The organism is Streptacidiphilus melanogenes, assembly GCF_000787835.1.
Taxonomy (GTDB): Bacteria; Actinomycetota; Actinomycetes; order Streptomycetales; family Streptomycetaceae; genus Streptacidiphilus; species Streptacidiphilus melanogenes.
Window position 1 is genome coordinate 88,085 of the sequence record NZ_BBPP01000026.1, and the last position, 16,346, is coordinate 104,430.

14 protein-coding genes are annotated in these 16,346 nt (G+C 72.7%); 11 read left to right on the forward strand and 3 right to left on the reverse strand.

What is annotated here, in order from left to right:
• Positions 1 to 12: 12 nt before the first annotated feature.
• Positions 13 to 2,934 carry an ATP-binding protein gene (locus tag TR49_RS25095; RefSeq protein WP_042385569.1) on the reverse strand — a complete coding sequence of 974 codons (2,922 nt, stop codon included), beginning with the start codon at positions 2,932 to 2,934 and terminating at the stop codon, positions 13 to 15.
• A gap of 276 nt (positions 2,935 to 3,210) precedes the next feature.
• On the opposite strand from TR49_RS25095, the gene TR49_RS25100 reads away from it, so the two are divergent.
• The 8 genes from TR49_RS25100 (at position 3,211) to TR49_RS25135 (ending at position 11,963) form a co-directional block, all read left to right on the forward strand.
• Positions 3,211 to 4,254, forward strand: coding sequence for a terpene synthase family protein (locus tag TR49_RS25100; protein WP_052434617.1), 1,044 nt, complete (start codon positions 3,211 to 3,213; stop codon positions 4,252 to 4,254).
• 189 nt (positions 4,255 to 4,443) lie between these two features.
• A complete protein-coding gene (locus TR49_RS25105; protein ID WP_042385572.1) occupies positions 4,444 to 5,397 on the forward strand; it encodes an ABC transporter ATP-binding protein in 954 nt (317 codons plus the stop codon).
• Positions 5,394 to 6,230, forward strand: a complete 837-nt coding sequence (locus tag TR49_RS25110; RefSeq protein WP_042385575.1) for an ABC transporter permease — start codon at positions 5,394 to 5,396, stop codon at positions 6,228 to 6,230. The genes TR49_RS25105 and TR49_RS25110 overlap by 4 nt, the downstream gene beginning before the upstream one ends.
• A gap of 25 nt (positions 6,231 to 6,255) precedes the next feature.
• Positions 6,256 to 7,689, forward strand: a complete 1,434-nt coding sequence (locus TR49_RS25115; RefSeq protein ID WP_063770165.1) for a sensor histidine kinase — start codon at positions 6,256 to 6,258, stop codon at positions 7,687 to 7,689.
• Positions 7,686 to 8,342 carry a response regulator gene (locus tag TR49_RS25120; RefSeq protein WP_042385578.1) on the forward strand — a complete coding sequence of 219 codons (657 nt, stop codon included), beginning with the start codon at positions 7,686 to 7,688 and terminating at the stop codon, positions 8,340 to 8,342. Before TR49_RS25115 ends, TR49_RS25120 begins: the two co-directional genes overlap by 4 nt.
• 94 nt (positions 8,343 to 8,436) lie before the next feature.
• The gene (locus TR49_RS25125) at positions 8,437 to 9,207 is read left to right on the forward strand and encodes an ABC transporter ATP-binding protein (RefSeq protein WP_042385581.1); all 771 of its coding nucleotides are present in this window, start codon (positions 8,437 to 8,439) and stop codon (positions 9,205 to 9,207) included.
• The gene (locus TR49_RS25130; RefSeq protein WP_236653517.1) at positions 9,200 to 11,311 is read left to right on the forward strand and encodes a YhgE/Pip family protein; all 2,112 of its coding nucleotides are present in this window, start codon (positions 9,200 to 9,202) and stop codon (positions 11,309 to 11,311) included. The genes TR49_RS25125 and TR49_RS25130 overlap by 8 nt, the downstream gene beginning before the upstream one ends.
• Before the next feature lie 28 nt (positions 11,312 to 11,339).
• Positions 11,340 to 11,963, forward strand: a complete 624-nt coding sequence (locus TR49_RS25135; protein WP_042385583.1) for a TetR/AcrR family transcriptional regulator — start codon at positions 11,340 to 11,342, stop codon at positions 11,961 to 11,963.
• An 11-nt stretch (positions 11,964 to 11,974) separates the two neighbouring features.
• On the opposite strand, the gene TR49_RS25140 is transcribed toward TR49_RS25135, so the two are convergent.
• Complete coding sequence (locus TR49_RS25140; protein ID WP_084725389.1) at positions 11,975 to 12,907, reverse strand: ScbA/BarX family gamma-butyrolactone biosynthesis protein; 933 nt, start codon at positions 12,905 to 12,907, stop codon at positions 11,975 to 11,977.
• A gap of 96 nt (positions 12,908 to 13,003) precedes the next feature.
• Here TR49_RS25140 and TR49_RS25145 point away from each other — a divergent pair, with 96 nt between their 5' ends.
• Both TR49_RS25145 and TR49_RS25150 read left to right on the forward strand, forming a co-directional pair.
• Positions 13,004 to 13,675: a ScbR family autoregulator-binding transcription factor gene (locus TR49_RS25145; protein WP_369405339.1), complete on the forward strand. Its 672-nt coding sequence runs from the start codon at positions 13,004 to 13,006 to the stop codon at positions 13,673 to 13,675.
• 131 nt (positions 13,676 to 13,806) lie between these two features.
• Positions 13,807 to 14,577: an SDR family NAD(P)-dependent oxidoreductase gene (locus TR49_RS25150; protein ID WP_042385586.1), complete on the forward strand. Its 771-nt coding sequence runs from the start codon at positions 13,807 to 13,809 to the stop codon at positions 14,575 to 14,577.
• A 19-nt stretch (positions 14,578 to 14,596) separates the two neighbouring features.
• Here the strand turns inward: TR49_RS25150 and TR49_RS25155 are convergent, their stop codons facing one another.
• Positions 14,597 to 15,223: a TetR family transcriptional regulator gene (locus tag TR49_RS25155; RefSeq protein ID WP_052434619.1), complete on the reverse strand. Its 627-nt coding sequence runs from the start codon at positions 15,221 to 15,223 to the stop codon at positions 14,597 to 14,599.
• Positions 15,224 to 15,399: 176 nt separating this feature from the next.
• Between TR49_RS25155 and TR49_RS25160 the strand changes: the two genes are divergently transcribed.
• Positions 15,400 to 16,119 carry a response regulator transcription factor gene (locus tag TR49_RS25160; protein WP_084725391.1) on the forward strand — a complete coding sequence of 240 codons (720 nt, stop codon included), beginning with the start codon at positions 15,400 to 15,402 and terminating at the stop codon, positions 16,117 to 16,119.
• Positions 16,120 to 16,346 lie beyond the last annotated feature (227 nt).

Below are 16,346 nucleotides of genomic sequence, written 5' to 3' on the forward strand. Positions count from 1 at the left end.
ACACGATCCAACCTATTCCGAATCAACCCCGGGATCGTCCTTCAACGTCTCCGCGAGACCCTTCGCGTCCGTGCCCAGCGTGCGGTAGACCGCGGCCAGGAGCTCGTCGACCCTGGCGGGGCTGACGGAGAGCGACTCCGCCACCTCGTTGCGGTCCTTGCCCCCGACCGTCAGCTGGGCGGCCCGCAGCTGCAGCGCGGTGAGGTCGCGCGACGGCATCGGCCGCAGGCGGTGCGGGCTGACGCCGGAGGCCTTCAGCTCGCGACGGGCCCGGTCCGCCAGGTTGGTCGCGCCGCAGTCGCGGGCGATGTCCAGGCCCTGCTCCAGCGCGGCCACCGCCTCCCGCAACCGGCCGTCCCTGCGCAGCGCCGCGCCGTAGTCGACCAGAGCGGAGGCGTGCTCGAAGGCGATCGGCGACTGCCCGAGCGCGGAGACGGCCCGTCGCAACAGCTCCAGCTCCTGCGAGGGCTCGGCGACCTTGGCCCAGGCGTGCAGCGCCATGCCCTCGGCGGAGTTCGTGCCGGCCCGCAGGGCGCGGCCGTACGCGTCGGCGGCCAGCGAGCGCGCCCGCTCGGGGTCGGTGTCCGCCAGCGCCAGCGCGAGCGTGCTCATCCACGGGGACCAGACGGTGTTCTCCCAGCCGCGCTCGTCCAGCTCACGGCCGTGCCGCTCCAGCTCGGCCACCGCCTCGTCCCGGCGGCCCTGGGCCAGCAGCAGGCGGCCGACGAGGGCGGGCGCGTCCGGCAGCACGGCAGCGGGCGGGTACTGGCCGGGACGGATGCCGTGCTCCTCCGCCAGCTTGGCGGCCTCGTCGGCCTGCCCCTGGGCGAGCATGATGTCGCAGAGGACCGCGACCACGTCCCACAGCAGCGGGTTGCCGGGGCCGAGACCCTTCGCCTTGCGCAGCAGGGTGGGTCGCAGCGCCTTCGCCGCGTCCTCCAGCTTGCCCTGACGGAACATCACGAGGGCCTGGAAGAAGTTGGCGAAGCCCAGGTGACCGCCGCTCCAGCCCATCATCTCGAACTCGTAGGCGGCGTCCACGAAGAGGCTGCGGGCACGGTCGAGGCGGTCGTTGTAGAGGTAGGCGACTCCCAGCATGACCGGGATCTCGAACCCCAGGACCTGGTTGGTCCAGCCGAGACCCTCCGCCGGGCGGCCGCCCTCCGTGCCGAGGTCGGCGAAGGCCAGCGCCTCGGACGCGCTCTCGCCGCGCAGGGTGAGGTCCCAGGCGCGCAGCACCTGCACCGAGCGCGCCTCCGGATCCGTGCGACCGCGCTGCTGCTCGACCAGCTCCTTCAGCCGGCTCGAGGTCTGCCGGCCGTCCGGGTCGTTGCGGCGCAGCAGCCGCCACATGAAGGACGCGGCCTGCAGCCGGGTCTTCGCGGGGCCGTCCGCCATCCGGGCCACCTCGTCCCGGGTCAGCTCGACGGCCTCGGTGACGCGGTTGCTGTGCGTGAGCGCCTGGCCGAGACGGAGCACGGCGTTCAGCCGGTGCTCCGGCTCCAGGCCGGGCACCTCGTCGAGCGACATCTGGAGCTGGCGGACGGTCAGATCCGGGTCGCGCAGCATGACGGCGCAGCCCAGCTCGTAGCGGACCTCCGCCATCTCCTCCTCCGCCGGGGGCTCGCGCAGCGCGCGCTCCAGGCAGCGCTTGGCAGCGTCCGGGGCACCCATGGCGAGGTGCTCGTGGGCGGCCTGCCGCAGCTGGTGCACGACGGTGGGGTTGTCGTCCGGATAGAGCTCGATCAGGTGGCGGGAGGCCGCGGCCATGCCGCCCTTGCCCGAGGCGATCACCTCGTCGGCCGCCTTGCTGTGGATGCTGGTGCGCATCGCCGGGAAGGTGATCGACTGGTAGACCGCGCTGGCCACGGTGGGGTGCGAGAACTGGTACTCGTGCCCGGAGCGGGTGAGCATCTGGTCCCCGACCAGCTTCTCCACGGCCGTCTGCGCCTGGTTGAACGGCAGGCCCGCGACCCGGGAGATCAGCTCCAGGTCGAACGCGATGTCCAGCACGGCCGCGGCGAAGGCGGTGCGCTGCACGTCCGTGCCGAGCCGTTCGAGGCGGCGGCTGATGTCGCGGGCGCCGCTGAGCGCGGCCAGTGCGCGCAGTTGGTCCTGGCTCTCCTCGACCGGCGGGACGCCCTGTTCGCTCAGGCGGTCGATGAGGCTGGTGACGAAGAAGGGGTTGCCGTTGGTGATGGACCAGCAGGTGCGGCAGAACACGTCGTCCGCGTCCTCGCCCAGGCGGGTGCGGACCATCGCCTCGACCGCGTTCGGCGAGAGCTTCTGCAGCTCGACGCTGTGGCCGCGGGTGCCGAGCTCGCGCACCTCGCGCAGCAGCAGATCGTCCAGCGACGGGGCGAGCTCGTCGCTCCGATACGCCAGGGAGACCAGCATCGGCAAGTGCTGAATCTGGCCGATGTAGCTCGCGAGCCACTGGCTGGATTCCGGGTCCGCCCAATGCAGATCGTCGATCACTACCAGCAACGGCCCTTGGCGCACCGCCAGTTGCGTGGTGACCCAGCTGAGCGCCTCCTGCACACCCGTCGGGTCGGCCGGGCTGCCGGCGTCCGCCGGGGTGAGGCCGAGGGCGGGCGCGGCGATGTCGTACCACCCGCCGAACATCTCCCGGCGGTCCGCCTCGTGCATCTTCGCGAGGGCGGGCTGCAGCAGGCTGCGGGCCACGTGGAACGGCGCGCCCTGCTGCTGCTCGGTGGCCCGGGCGAAGAGCAGGATCTGCGAGTCGCGGTCGGCGTTGGCGGCCGCACGCAGGCGGCCCAGCAGACTCGTCTTGCCGAAGCCGGCCGCACCGCGGTAGAGCAGCAGGCCGCCGGGGCTGGTGTCGCCCGCTGCGACGTCCGCCCTCAGCCGGGCGAGGGCGCGTGCGCCCAGGCCGATCGGTTCCTCGCGCTCGTAGAGCTGACGCTCGTCCACGGCTCGCTCCGCTCCTGCCCGTTCTCTTGACCCGCCGGCCGGCCTCGCAGGGGCCCACCCCGACTTCGAGGTTAACCAGCGCAGAGGCCTCGCGCTGGCGCATCGGAGGATCCCTTCGTAATGCTCAAGACAGACCAGTTCCGCCAACTCTGGTTGATTATTGAGCATATGACCGATCGATTACTCAACAGGAGTGATCGGTTCAGCTACCGTCGTAATCGGTTCGTTCAGGGGGACCACCGAGCCGTCACATCAGGGGCAGAGGAGGACGAGCTGATGCACGAGCTGATGCACAGGCTGATGAACCGTCAGGAGCAGATGCACGACGCCGGGGACGTCATAAGCATCCCCGGTCCGGTCCGGCGCAACCCGCTGCTGGACGCCGCGGCACGACACAACCTCCAGTGGCTCAGAGCCCACGGCATGCTGCGCGAGGAGCGCGCGCAGCGGCTCTACGAGCACTGGTCCATCCCGGAGCTGGCAGCGACCAGCTTCCCCGACGCCGACCTGGCCGATCTCTGCCTCGCGGTCGACCAGTGCGCCTTCTACTTCCTCTTCGACGACCAGTTCGACGGTGAGCGCGGCGCGCGTCCCGCCGAGGTGGCGCGGGTCTGCGCGCCACTCATCACCACCCTGCACACCGGTCGCGCGCCGGAGCGCCCCTCCCCCGTCGAGTCGGCCTTCGCCGACCTGTGGCGACGCGGCAGCCAGGGCATGTCCGCGCGGTGGCGCGCCCGCGCCGCGTTCCACTGGGAGGGCTACTTCATGGCCCACCCGAGCGAGGCCCTCGGCCGCGCCCTGCCCGACTCCCGCCCCAGCCGCGCGGCCTACCTGGTGCTGCGCCGCGGGGCGTCCGGCGTCGACACCGTCCTCGACCTCGTCGAACGCATCCTCGGCGAGGTGCCCGCGACCGCGTACCACAACCCGCAGCTGACGCTGATGCGCCAACTCGCCGGGGACGCCCCCGCGGTCAACAACGACGTCTACTCCTACGCCAAGGAGGCCCCCCGGGGCGACGTCTACAACCTCGCCGTGATCACCCAGCGGGACCGCGGCATCAGCCGCGAGGGCGCGTTCGCGCTGGTCCGCGACGAGGCACAGCGGATGGTGGACGAGTTCTTCGCCCTCTCCGAGCAGATCCCCGGCACGGTGCTGGGTCTCGGCTGCAGCAGCGAGGAGGGCGCGGCGGTGCTGCGCTACGTCGACGGGATGGGCGACTGGATGCGCGGCTACTTCTCCTGGGAGGCGAGCACCCTCCGCTACCGCCCGGAGGGCGCACTGCCCGTCGACCAGCCGAACTATGTGGAGGAACTGCTCTGAGGACGCACTCCCGCAGGTAGTCGCACTCACCTCCGGGGCACGGGGCCTGCTGACTTGCGGCTCCGCCGCGTGGGTGGGTGCAACTACCTCTAACGGATTAGAGAGCGGTGGTACCGGGGTACCGTCACGGCGCGCGGAACGGTCCCTGTGTGCCGGGGCCGGAGGCCGGCGCGCTCGTAGCGTGGTGGTGTGATCGAACTCCAGCATCTGGTCAAGCGCTACGGCGACAAGACCGCCGTCGACGACCTGCACTTCACCGTCAAGCCCGGTGTGGTCACCGGCTTCCTCGGCCCGAACGGGGCCGGGAAGTCCACCACCATGCGGATGATCCTCGGACTGGACGCGCCCACCAGCGGCAGCGTCACCGTGAACGGCAAGCGCTACTCCCAGCATGCCGCCCCCCTGCAGGAGGTCGGCGCGCTGCTGGAGGCCCGTTCCATCCACCCGGGGCGCTCCGCCTACAACCACCTGCTCGCGCTCGCGCTGACCCACGGCATCCCGCGCCGTCGGGTGGACGAGGTGATCGAGCTGACCGGTCTGGCCAAGGTGGCCAAGAAGCGCGCCGGCGCCTTCTCCCTCGGTATGGGCCAGCGCCTCGGCATCGCCGCCGCGCTGCTCGGCGACCCGCAGACGATCATGCTGGACGAGCCGGTCAACGGCCTCGACCCGGAGGGCGTGCTGTGGATCCGCACGCTCCTGACGGACCTCGCCGAGCAGGGCCGCACCGTCTTCGTCTCCTCGCACCTGATGAGCGAGATGGCGCTGACCGCGACCAACCTGGTGATCATCGGCCGGGGCCGGCTGATGGCCGACACCACCGTCGCCGGCTTCATCGACCAGGCGGGCGGCGACAGCGTCAAGGTCGTCTCCGCCGACTCCGCGCGCCTGCGCGAGCTCCTGCTCGGCCCGGACGTCACCGTGACCGGCGAGGCGGGCTCCGAGACGCTGGCCGTCTCCGGCCTGAGCGCACGTCAGATCGGCCAGACGGCCGCCGACGCCGGTATCGCCGTCTTCGAGCTGACCCCGCAGGCCGTCTCCCTGGAGGAGGCGTTCATGACGCTGACCGGGGACACCGTCGAGTACCGCAGCAACGCCGGCAGCGCATCCCACGCCGGTGCGCCGGAAGGGAGCGTGGCCGCATGAGCACGACGCTGACCGCGACCGAGGCCGCCGCCCCGGCGAAGCGGGCCGAGTACAAGGTGACCTTCGCGCGCGTGGTGCGCAGCGAGTGGTCGAAGTTCCTGTCGCTGCGCTCGACCTGGATCACGCTGGCCGTCGCCGCGCTGCTGCTGGTCGGCATCGGCATCATGGGCGCCTACCGGTACGACCCCACCGCGCTGCGCGGGCCGAGCGCCGATGCGCACGACGCCGTCACGATCGCCCTGCGCAGCACCGAGCTGGCCCAGCTGGCGCTGGGCGTGCTCGGCGTGCTGGCCACCGCCGGCGAGTACACGACCGGCCTGATCCGCTCGACGCTGGCCGCCGTGCCGAAGCGCCTGCCGGTGCTGGGCGCCAAGGTGCTCGTGTACTTCGGCGTCGTCCTCGTCGTCGCCACGGCAGGGGCCTTCCTGTCGTTCCTCGGCGGTGAGCCCTTCCTGCACGGCAAGGCGATCGCGCTGACGCTCTCCTCCTCGGGGGTGCTGCGCTGCCTCTTCGGGGCCGGTCTGTACCTGGCCCTGATCGCGGTGCTGGGCGCGGCGCTCGGCATGCTCGTCCGCTCGGTGGCCGGCGGCATCTCGCTGCTGGTGGTCCTGCTGATGCTGCTGCCGGTGTTCCTGGACATCCTGCCCAGCAGCTGGAAGCCGGACGTCTCCCCCTACCTGCCGGGTCTCGAGGGCGGCGCGGGCGGGTCGATCATCGCCCTGCACCAGGAGTCGGGCACGCTGAGCCCCGGCGCAGGCCTCGCGGTCCTGTGCGCGTGGGTCGTGGCCGCCCTGATCGGCGCGGCGTACCGTTTGCTGCGTTCCGACAGCTAGCAGCAAACGCTTGGTACCCCTCCCGATGAGCAGCACGACGCACGGCAGCGATCCCCTCTGGGAGCACCTGGCCGAACACCCCGTCGCCCGCGGCTGGCTCCGCGTGCGCGCGGCCGACCGGGCGCACCCCCAGGTGCTGGATTCCTTCGTCGCGCTGTTCGTGCTGCTCACCGGGCTCGCCGATCTCTTCCGGGACGGCGAGCACCACACGCTGTTCGGGGTGAACTCCGTCCCGCTGTGGGTGAGCGCGCTGACCGCCGTCGCCCAGGCGGCGCCGCTCGGATGGCGGCGGCGGGCGCCGCTTGTGGTCTTCTGGATCGTGCTGGGCGTCTGCGCGCTGCAGTGGGCGCTCGGCGTCGCGCTGCACAGCGACATCAGCCTGATGATCGCCCTCTACGGCGTGGCCCGGTACTCGCCCCCGCGGCGGCTGCCCTGGGTCGCGGCGGCGGTGCTGCCCTGCATCGCGGTCCTGGCCTGGCGGGTCGAGCCGCTCGCCCGGCGGCCCTGGACCGGCCTCTTCTTCGTCGCCTGCGCCGCGACCGCCGCCGCGGCCCTGGGCCTCGCGGGCCGGATCCGGCAGGGGCAGCTGGCGGCGCTCGCCGACCGGGCCGCGACGCTGGAGGTCGAGCGCGAGCAGCGCGAGCGCCTCGCGGCGGCCGACGAACGGGCCCGGGTCTCCCGCGAGCTGCACGACATCGTCGGCCACAGCCTGGCCGTCATCATCGGCCTCGCCGACGGCGGCGCGGCGCAGGCCGCGCTGCGGCCCGAGCGCGGCCCCGAGGTGCTGCGGATCATCGCCGAGACCGGCCGCGAGTCGCTGGGCGAGCTGCGCCGCACGCTCGGCGCGCTGCGCGCCGAGGTGCCCGAGACCGGTGCCGCGCCCGGGGCCGCCGCCACGCCGGACGCCACCGTCACCGTCACCGGCCCCGTCGCCGGGGAGGCGGGCGGCACCGCGCGTACGGCCGCGGCCGAGCTGCACCCCCAGCCCGGGACGGCCGAGCTGGGCGCGTTGTGCGAGCGGCTGCGCGCGGCCGGGCCGACCGTCACCTACACCGCCTCCGGCCACACCTCCGCGCTGCCGCCGGGTCTGCAGCTGGCCGTCTACCGGATCGTCCAGGAAGCGCTGACCAACAGCCTCAAGCACGCCGGTCCGGCCACCGACGTGCGCGTGTCGGTGGCGGCGGACGCCCGCACCGGGGAGGTCAGGGTCCGCGTCGACGACTCCGGCGGCGAGGACGGCCGCACCCCATCCCCCGGCTCGGGGAGCGGTCCGGGCACCGGTCACGGCCTGATCGGCCTGCGCGAGCGCGCGGCGCTGGCCGGCGGCACGGTCGCCGCCGGGCCGCGCCCCGGCGGCGGCTGGTCGGTCACCGCCTGCCTGCCGCTGCCGGAGGCTCAGTCGGCCGGCCCTAAGCTCGACGGCGGAGGCGGGCTTCCGAAGGAAGGCGGCAAGGCGTGACCACCGTGCTGATCGTGGACGACCAGCCGCTGCAACGCATGGGCTTCCGCATGCTGCTGGAGAGCAGCCCGGAGACCTCCGTGGTCGGCGAGGCGGCCCACGGCGCGGAAGCCGTCCGGCTCACGGCCGAGCTGCGACCGGACGTGGTGCTGATGGACATCCGGATGCCCGGCATGGACGGCATCGAGGCGACGCGCCGCATCGTCGCCGCGGGCGACCGTTCGCGGGTCCTGGTGCTCACCACCTTCGACCTCGACGAGTACGCCTACGGCGCGCTGCGCGCGGGCGCGAGCGGCTTCCTGCTCAAGGACGCCCGCCCCGACGAACTCCTCTCCGGCATCCGCGCCGTGGCCGCGGGCGACGCGGTCGTCGCCCCGGCGATGACCCGCCGCCTCCTCGACGCCTTCACCTCCGGCGTCCCCTCGCGCGAGCCGGACACCGATCCCCGCATCGCGCACCTCTCCCACCGCGAGCGCGAGGTTCTGGAGTCGGTCGCCCAGGGCCTGACGAACAGTGAGATCGCCACCCGCCTGGTGCTCTCGGAGTCCACGGTGAAGACCCACGTCAGCCGCGTCCTCTCCAAACTCGGCGCCCGCGACCGTGTCCACGCCGTCATCATCGCCTACGACGCCGGCCTGGCCCGGCCCGCCTGAATTCCGCCCTCTTGCCCCTGATGCCGTCCCGCGGTGGTACCTTTTTGTACTGACCGGTCAGTTCAAAAGACTGCGGACAGTGGGAGGGGCGAGGATGGGCGACTACGAAGGCGCCCCCGTCGCGGTGGCGGATCTGGCACTGCGGGGGCCGCGCGGGGATGTCTACCGAGGCGTCAGTTTTGATGGTGAGCCAGGGCAGTTGGTGGCCGTCGTCGGGGAGAGCGGGTCCGGGCGGACGTCGCTGCTGCTGAGCGTCGCCGGGCGAATGCGGCCCACCGCCGGGGTGGCGAGCGTCGCCGGGCTGGCGCTGCCGCGGCGGGCCGCGGCGGTGCGGAAGCTGGTCGCGCTCGGGGCGGTCGCCGGGGTGAACGACCTCGACGGCGGACTGACCGTCGAGGAGCACCTGACCGAGCGGCTCCTGCTCCGCTCCCACGGACGCCACGCCCACCGGCGCGTCACCGCCGCGATCGACGCGGCCGGGCTGACCCGGGCCGAACTGTCGCTGCGCGCGGACTCGCTCTCCGCGCCGCAGGCGTTCCGCACCTCCCTCGCGGCCGCGCTGATCGGCCGTCCGCGCGTGCTCGCCGTCGACGACGTCGGCGACCGCCTCTCCGACGCCGAGCGCGACGCCGCGTGGGCGACACTGCGCCAGCTCGCCGACGCCGGACTCACCGTGCTGGCCACGACCCGTCAGGTTCCGGCGGGAGCCCAGGCCGACGTCGTCGTCACCCTCGGCGCACCGAAGCCCGTCGAGCCCGTCGAGCCCGCGGAACCCGCGGAACCCGCGGAGAACACAGAAGACGCGGAAGACGCAGAAGGCACGGAAGATGCGGAAGGCACGGAAGGCGGCGACGACGATGAGTGACCGGCTGGCCCGTCGGCGCCCGCTGCGCGCCCTCTCCCTCGGCTCGCTCGAACTGCGCCGGTTCCGGCGCGGCTCGCTGCCGCGTGCCGCCGTCGTCGCCGTGGCGCTGCTGCCGCTGCTCTACGGCGCGCTCTACATCTGGTCGTTCTGGGACCCCTACGGCCACTTCGACCGCCTGCCGGTCGCGATCGTGGACCAGGACCGGGGCGCCGACGTGGGCGGCAAGCAGCTCAACGCCGGACGCGACCTCACCACCGAGCTGCTGGACCGGCACACCTTCGACTGGCACGAGGTCAGCGCCGCCCGCGCCGACCAGGGGCTGCGCAAGGGCGACTACTACATGACGCTCACCATCCCCGCCGACTTCACCGCGAGGATCGCGACGGGCGGGAGCGACCACCCCGTCTCGGGCCTGCTCCAGGCGCGCAGCAACGACTCCAACAGCTACCTGAGCGGCATCATCGCGAAGTCCGCCTTCTCCGAGATCCGCGCCGCCAGCTCCGCCAGTGCGGTCCGCGGCTACCTCGACCAGATCTACGTCTCCTTCGGCGACATGCACGACCAGACCCTCCAGGCGGCGGGCGGCGCGGGCCGGTTGGCGCAGGGCGCGCACACCGCGCAGGGCGGGGCACAGCAGCTGAGCGACGGGCTGGGCACGGCCCACTCCAGCAGCGGCCTGCTCGCCGACGGGCTCGACCGGTTGCACGGCGGAGCGGCCCAGGCCGCGGCCGGGACCGCGCAGTTGGACCAGATGGTGCACGGCGTGACCGACAGGCTGACGCCGACGCTGCGCAGCCGCGCCGGGGACATCCAGCGGGCCGCGCAGGCCGTCGCGACGGCCGCCGGCACCGTGCAGCAGATCGCCACCTCGCTGCCCGCCGACTCGGCTCAGGCCGTGGCGGACGCCAAGGCGGCCGAGGCGCAGCTGAAGCAGGTCTACGCCCAGCAGTGCCGGACGCCGCAGCAGGCCGGGGCAACAGTGCCGGACGGGACCGCGACCGGCGGCTCCCCCGCCGAGTGCGCCGCGCTGCAGACCGCCGTGCAGGCGTCCCAGCGGACCGTCGAGATCGCGACCTCGGTCGACCAGGCCGTCTCCGCGAACAAGGCGCAGCTGGCCCGACTCGCCTCCGACGCGGGCACCGTGCGCGGCTACGCGAACCAGCTGGCCGCCGACGCGCCGCACCTGGCCGACCAGGTCGACGCGCAGGTCGCCAGGATCGACCGGCTGAACGCGGGCGTCGCCGGGATCGCCACCGGCAGCGCGCAGCTCGCCACCGGCGCGCACCACCTGGACGACGGGCTCGGCACCCTCGCCTCCGGCGCCGACCAGCTCGACTCCGGCCTCTACAAGCTCGCGGGCGGCTCGGACCAGCTGGCGGGTTCGCTCCACGACGGCGCCGCGAAGATCCCGGACCTGAGCGCCCAGGAACGCGCGGACCGCACCGGCGTGATGAGCGACCCGGTGCAGCTCGCCCTCGGCACGCTCAACAAGGCCGCCAACTACGGCACCGGGCTGTCCTCGTACTTCATCCCGCTGGCCCTGTGGGTCGGCATGATGGTCGCCTACATGCTGCTGCGCCCTCTGAGCAGCAGGCTGCTCGCGGCCGGCATCCCCTCCTGGCGGGCCGCGCTGGCCGGCTGGCTTCCGGCGGTCGCCATCGGCGTCGCGCAGGTCGGGGCCCTGCTGGCGGTGCTGCACTTCGCGCTCGGGCTGGACCTGGCCCGACCGGCGGCGGCGATCGGCTTCCTGCTGCTGACCTCCGCGAGCTTCGCCGCGGTGCTGCAGTGCGTCAACGCCGTCTTCGGGACCCGGGGCCGGGTCATCGGCCTGGCGATCCTGATGCTCCAGCTGACCTCGGCGGGCGGCACCTACCCCGTCCAGACCAGCCCGGGCTTCTTCGGTGCGATCCACCCCTACCTGCCGATGACCTGGGTGGTCGACGGGCTGCGCCGGCTGATCAGCGGGGGCGACCTGACCGTGGTGTGGCAGGGCACGGGCGTCCTCGCCGCCTTCCTGGTCGCCTCACTGGCCGGCACCGTGCTCGCGGCGCGCCGCCGCCAGATGTGGACGGTCGCGTCGCTCCACCCCGAGCTGGTGCTGTGAGCGACACCGGATACGGAAGGATGACGCCATGACCCCTCCCCCAGGACCGGCCAGAGCGGGCGGCGGCGGACGCCGCGAGCAGACCCGGCAGAAGCTCTTCGTCGCGGCCCAGCAGCTGATCGCGGAGCAGGGCTTCTCCGCGACCTCGGTGGACGCGATCGCGGAGCGGGCCGGGGTCGCCAAGGGCACGGTCTACTACAACTTCAAGAACAAGAACCAGCTGTTCGAGGAGTTGCTGCAGCACGGCGTCGGCCTGCTGACCGCCGCGCTGCGGGGCGCCTCCGCCGCCCACCCCGGTGCGCCGATCGACCAGCTCGACGCGATGATCCGCGAGGGTCTCGCCTTCATCGAGCAGTACCGCGCGTTCGCGCGGCTGCTGCTGTCGGAGCTGTGGCGCACCAACCGCGCGTGGCAGTCCACGCTCACCCTGCTGCGGGAGGAGGCGGTCGCGGTGGTGCGCGGCTCCCTGGACGACGCGGTGGCGTCGGGGGAGCTGCGGGCGGATCTCGACACCGGCCTGGTGGCGGCGGCGGTCTTCGGCATGGTGCTGGTCGTCGCGGTGGACTGGCTGACGTTCCAGCCCGAGCGCAGCCTGGACGACGTGCACGCGGTGCTGTCGACGATGGTGCGCGGCAGGCTTGCCGCGGAGTGACCCCTCGGCCCTCAGCGGGGCTGGGTGGTCACGGTCGAGGTGAAGACGCGGTGGCCGTCCTGGGTGATCTCCACCGTGGTCCGGGCCCGGCCGAGGCCGTCGGGAGCCTCGGGCACCGCCGTGACCAGGCAGGGACGGTCGAACTCGACGTAGCGGACGAAGGTCGTGTCGAAGGCGACGGCGGTCACCGGGCAGCCCATGGCGGCCTGCGCGGCCTGGTCCGCCGCCTCCAGCAGCACCATGCCCGGTATGTGGTCGTGCGGGTGGTCGAAGAGGACCCCGTGGCCGGTGTCCACCCGCAGCTGCCAGCCGTGGGGGGAGCCGGTCGGCGAGAGCACCACGTCGCGGGCACGGGTGCGGCCGACCAGGCCCGGCGGGACGGGCGGCGTGGGGGGCGCGGCGAGGGCGAAGGCCTCACGGGCGTCCGCGTAGCGGCCGCGCAGCCGGTCGTAGAGCGCCGGCGGATGGGTGGTGTAGTGCACCGTCGCGGTGCCGAGCCGGAGCCCCGAGTGCCGCGCCTCGACGCGCGAGGCGAAGTGGACGGAGCCGAGTCTGCGACGTCTGACGGACAGGTGCGTCACCAGCAGCGTGGCCGAGACCGGCTCCGAAGTGACCAGCAGGGCCCCGGGGTTGACCGAGAAGTTCACCGACTCCCAGCCGAGCCGGTGGCCGAGCGGCACCTCGTGGACACTGTGGCTGAGCAGCGCCAGCCCCTGCCGCAGGCTCTCGGTGAAGAGCAGCGGACGATAGCGCCCGTCCTCCGTGTAGAACTCCTGCTCCCGGGGCCAGGCCACGGTGACGTGCTGGGTGGTGTCCGAGATCCGACTCCAGCCGGACACCAGCACCGCTCCAGGGTCGCTCTTGCGGACCTGAGTTAAGATTCCGGTGGGCGTTTGCGGCGGAGCGCTGATGAGCTGCAGGTTCGCGGTCGTGCACGATGTCATGACGAGTCGTCTCCTCGAGAGTACGTGCTGAACTGCGGCGCACCGGCTGTTGCTTGGCCGCTGCATCGGTCAATAACATAATGAACACTTTGGTTTTTGGGAAGCACGATCCTCGAGGTGCACATGGCGGCTGGACGGACAGTGAAGCAGGCACGGGCCGAACGGACCCGTGACACCCTGATCCAGGCAGCGGCGGAGGTGTTCGGAGAGCTGGGCTTCGCCGGGGCCAGCATGATGAAGATCGCCGACCGCGCCGGTCTCACGATGGGGGCGGTGTACTTCCACTTCCGGAGCAAGGACGAGCTGGCCCAACTGCTGGTCCAGGAACAGCCGAAGCACGTGGTGCCGCCGCACGCCTCCGAGGGCCTGCAGCAGGCCGTCGACATCACCCTGACCTGGGCGTACCGGATGCCGAAGGACCCGATCCTGCAGGCGGGCGCGCGGCTGGTGTGGGAGCAGGAGAACTTCGCCTCCCCACAGCACAACTCCCACGACCAGTGGACCGAGATCATCTCCGAGGCGCTGCAGGTCGCCCTGACCCGACGGGAACTGCGCGCCGGCACCGACGTCGAGACGCTCTCGCGACTCGTCGTCGACGCGTGCACAGGTGCGCAGATGCGCTCCTACGTCGAGACCTCGGACCGCACCCGGCCCAACCTGCCGGAGCGCGTCGAGGACATGTGGCACTGCCTGCTGCCCGCCTTCGCCGTTCCGAGCGCGGTGAAGCGCATCGAGATGGGCGAGGAACGCACCCGCGTGGCGGCCTGACCATCGCATCGCCTCGTCAACCTGGTGTTCAGCCAAGAGAGTTGGCGGACATGCCAGCGACCGGGTTACCGTGACGCCGACGCCCCCGCCGATCGGCGGGGGCGACGAGCGATCTGGGGGGATCGGCGCCGATGGGCGACAAGGGGCTTCTGCACGACAAGATCATCATGATCACGGGTTCGTCCAGCGGGATCGGCGCCGCCGCCGCCCGCGTGTTCGCCGCCGAGGGGGCGGCGGTGCTGCTGATGGCCCGACGCGAACGGCCGCTGCGCGAACTGGCCGACGCGATCCGGGCCGAGGGCGGAGCGGCCGAGGTCGCCGTCGGCGACGTGACCGAGACGGCGGACGTCGAACGGGCCGTCGGCCACGCGGTGCGCAGCTTCGGGCGGCTGGACGCGGCGTTCAACAACGCGGGCTGGGGCACGCTCGGCACCGCCCTGCACGAGACCGAGGACGACGTCTTCGACCGCATCATGGACGTCAACGTGCGCGGCGTGTGGAACTGCATGAAACAGCAGATCCCGGCCATGCTCGGGCGCGGCACGGGCGGCGCGATCGTCAACACCTCCAGCACGGCCGGGCTCTTCGCCACCGGTGTGGTCTCGCCGTACGTGGCCGCCAAACACGCCGTGCTGGGCCTGACCCGCGCCGCGGCGGCCGAGTACGGAGGCCACGGCATCAGGATCAACGCGCTCGTGGTCGGCAGCACCCGCACCGAGCTGATGGAGCAGGCCATCGCGGCCGTGCCGCAGCTGGAGCAGGCGGCCACGGAGCGGGCCATCCAGCGGCGCCTCGCCGAGCCCGTCGAGATCGCCCGCGCGGCGGCCTGGCTGCTCAGCGACGAGGCCTCGTTCGTCACCGGCGGCGCGGTCCCGGTCGACGGCGGCTGCTCCGCGGTCTGACCCGCGCCCGCGACGGCGCCTAACGGGGCCGACGGGGCGTCGGGGCGGCTCCGCCCGGGTCGGACTGGGCGACGCCCAGCCCCTGGCGGATGAGGTCCCAGATACGGGCGAGGCGGGCGGTGGGGCGGCCGTCCGGGTTCTGGTCGCGGGAGACCAGCTGGCGGATCTCCGCCTCGACTCCGGTGAGGAGATGGGTCGCCAGGGCCGCGAGGGCGGCCCTGGCGGAGCCGGGGAGCCCCTCGTCCTGGCGGAGTTGGCCGAGCCGCTCCCTGATCGCCGGGACCCAGGCCGACGTCCAGTCGGGGCCGCCGTCCGGCTGCTCCCGGGTCAGCCGGGCCGCGGCGCGCACGGCCACGTCCTCCTCCAGCAGCGAGGCCAGGGAGAGCGTCAGCGAGATCACCCAGAGCACCGCCTCGGACTCGCGCGGGACGGTGGCCACCGTGGCCACGGTCGCGGCGTGGCCGTGCACCCGGACCTCGGCCGCCAGGTCCTCCTTGCTGGCGAAGTGGAAGGTCAGGGCTCCGACGGAGATCCCCGCGGAGCGGGTGATCCGCGCCAGGGACGAGGCGGCGTAGCCGTTGCGGTCGAACTCGCGCGCGGCGGCGCACACCAGCGCCTGACGGGTCCGGGCGGCCCTCTCCTGCATCACCACGTTCCTTCCCCGCAAGCGGACTTGCCCGCAGACCTCGTCGGCTGTTCAGCCCGATGTTATCCGGCTCACGTGACAAAAAAATAACTGTCGCTATTATTTAAGCGGGTACCGTCATCTGGGGGCAGCCGTCGGGGCGCCGGCGCCCCGCCGGGCTTACGAGTGGGGGATCCATGACCATGATCACTGCGGAGGCACTGAGAACGGAGCCGCGGACGACCCGCGCACCGGGCCTGACCGGGTCCGTGCTGGTGGTCGCGGCCGACCAGATCGCGGCCGAGTCCCGGGTGCGGGATCTGCGGCGACAGGGCTACGCCGTCAGCAGCGTCGCCACCGGGGCGGAGGCGCTGGCCACGCACCAGCGGTCGGACCTGGTCCTGCTGGACCTCGACCTCCCCGACATCGACGGCCTGGAAGTGTGCCGGTTGCTGCGCACGACCGGGGACCAGCCGATCATCTCCATCGCCCCCCGCGACACCGAGCTCGACCGGGTCCTGGCGCTCCAGGCGGGGGCCGACGACTGCGTCGTCTCCTCGTGCGGCATCCGCGAGATGCTGGCCCGCATCGAGGCCGTGCTGCGCCGCGCCCGACCGCAGCCGACCTCGCACACCATCTCGCTGACCCCGCTCCAGATCGACGGCAGCACCCGGGAGGTCCGTCTGCACGGCAGGCCGGTGGAGCTGACGTCCAAGGAGTTCGACCTGTTGCACACGCTCGCCGCGGACCCCCGGAGCGTGCTGTCCCGCAAGGAGCTGATGGCCCGGGTGTGGGACACCAGCTGGGCGGCGTCCAGCCGCACCATCGACACGCACGTGAGCAACCTGCGGGCCAAGCTCGGCGAGAAGTGGATCATCACGGTCCACGGCGTCGGCTACCGCCTGGGCCGCGGCTGAGCGACCGCCGGAGGCGGGCCGGGGACTCCCCGGCCCGCCTCCGGCGTTTTCCGGGCACAATTCGGCACACCTGAATATCTCCCGGAATCCGCACCTCCGAATTGCTTTCGCGGGCGACTCCACACGGCCTGGCGAAATATCCTGCGCCACCCACCCGCCGATGACGTTCGCCGACATTCCTTGACAAAGTCCGGACACGAGAATTCTTGCCCGGCCCGGCGGCCCCG

What these genes read in the sequence shown, in the direction of transcription:
- TR49_RS25100 (WP_052434617.1), top strand. Translation starts at nt 3,211, where the DNA reads ATGCACGAGCTGATGCACAGGCTGATGAACCGTCAGGAGCAGATGCAC.
- TR49_RS25110 (WP_042385575.1), top strand. Translation starts at nt 5,394, where the DNA reads ATGAGCACGACGCTGACCGCGACCGAGGCCGCCGCCCCGGCGAAGCGG.
- TR49_RS25115 (WP_063770165.1), top strand. Translation starts at nt 6,256, where the DNA reads ATGAGCAGCACGACGCACGGCAGCGATCCCCTCTGGGAGCACCTGGCC.
- TR49_RS25125 (WP_042385581.1), top strand. Translation starts at nt 8,437, where the DNA reads ATGGGCGACTACGAAGGCGCCCCCGTCGCGGTGGCGGATCTGGCACTG.
- TR49_RS25130 (WP_236653517.1), top strand. Translation starts at nt 9,200, where the DNA reads ATGAGTGACCGGCTGGCCCGTCGGCGCCCGCTGCGCGCCCTCTCCCTC.
- TR49_RS25135 (WP_042385583.1), top strand. Translation starts at nt 11,340, where the DNA reads ATGACCCCTCCCCCAGGACCGGCCAGAGCGGGCGGCGGCGGACGCCGC.
- TR49_RS25140 (WP_084725389.1), bottom strand. Translation starts at nt 12,907, where the DNA reads ATGACATCGTGCACGACCGCGAACCTGCAGCTCATCAGCGCTCCGCCG.
- TR49_RS25150 (WP_042385586.1), top strand. Translation starts at nt 13,807, where the DNA reads ATGGGCGACAAGGGGCTTCTGCACGACAAGATCATCATGATCACGGGT.
- TR49_RS25155 (WP_052434619.1), bottom strand. Translation starts at nt 15,223, where the DNA reads ATGCAGGAGAGGGCCGCCCGGACCCGTCAGGCGCTGGTGTGCGCCGCC.
- TR49_RS25160 (WP_084725391.1), top strand. Translation starts at nt 15,400, where the DNA reads ATGACCATGATCACTGCGGAGGCACTGAGAACGGAGCCGCGGACGACC.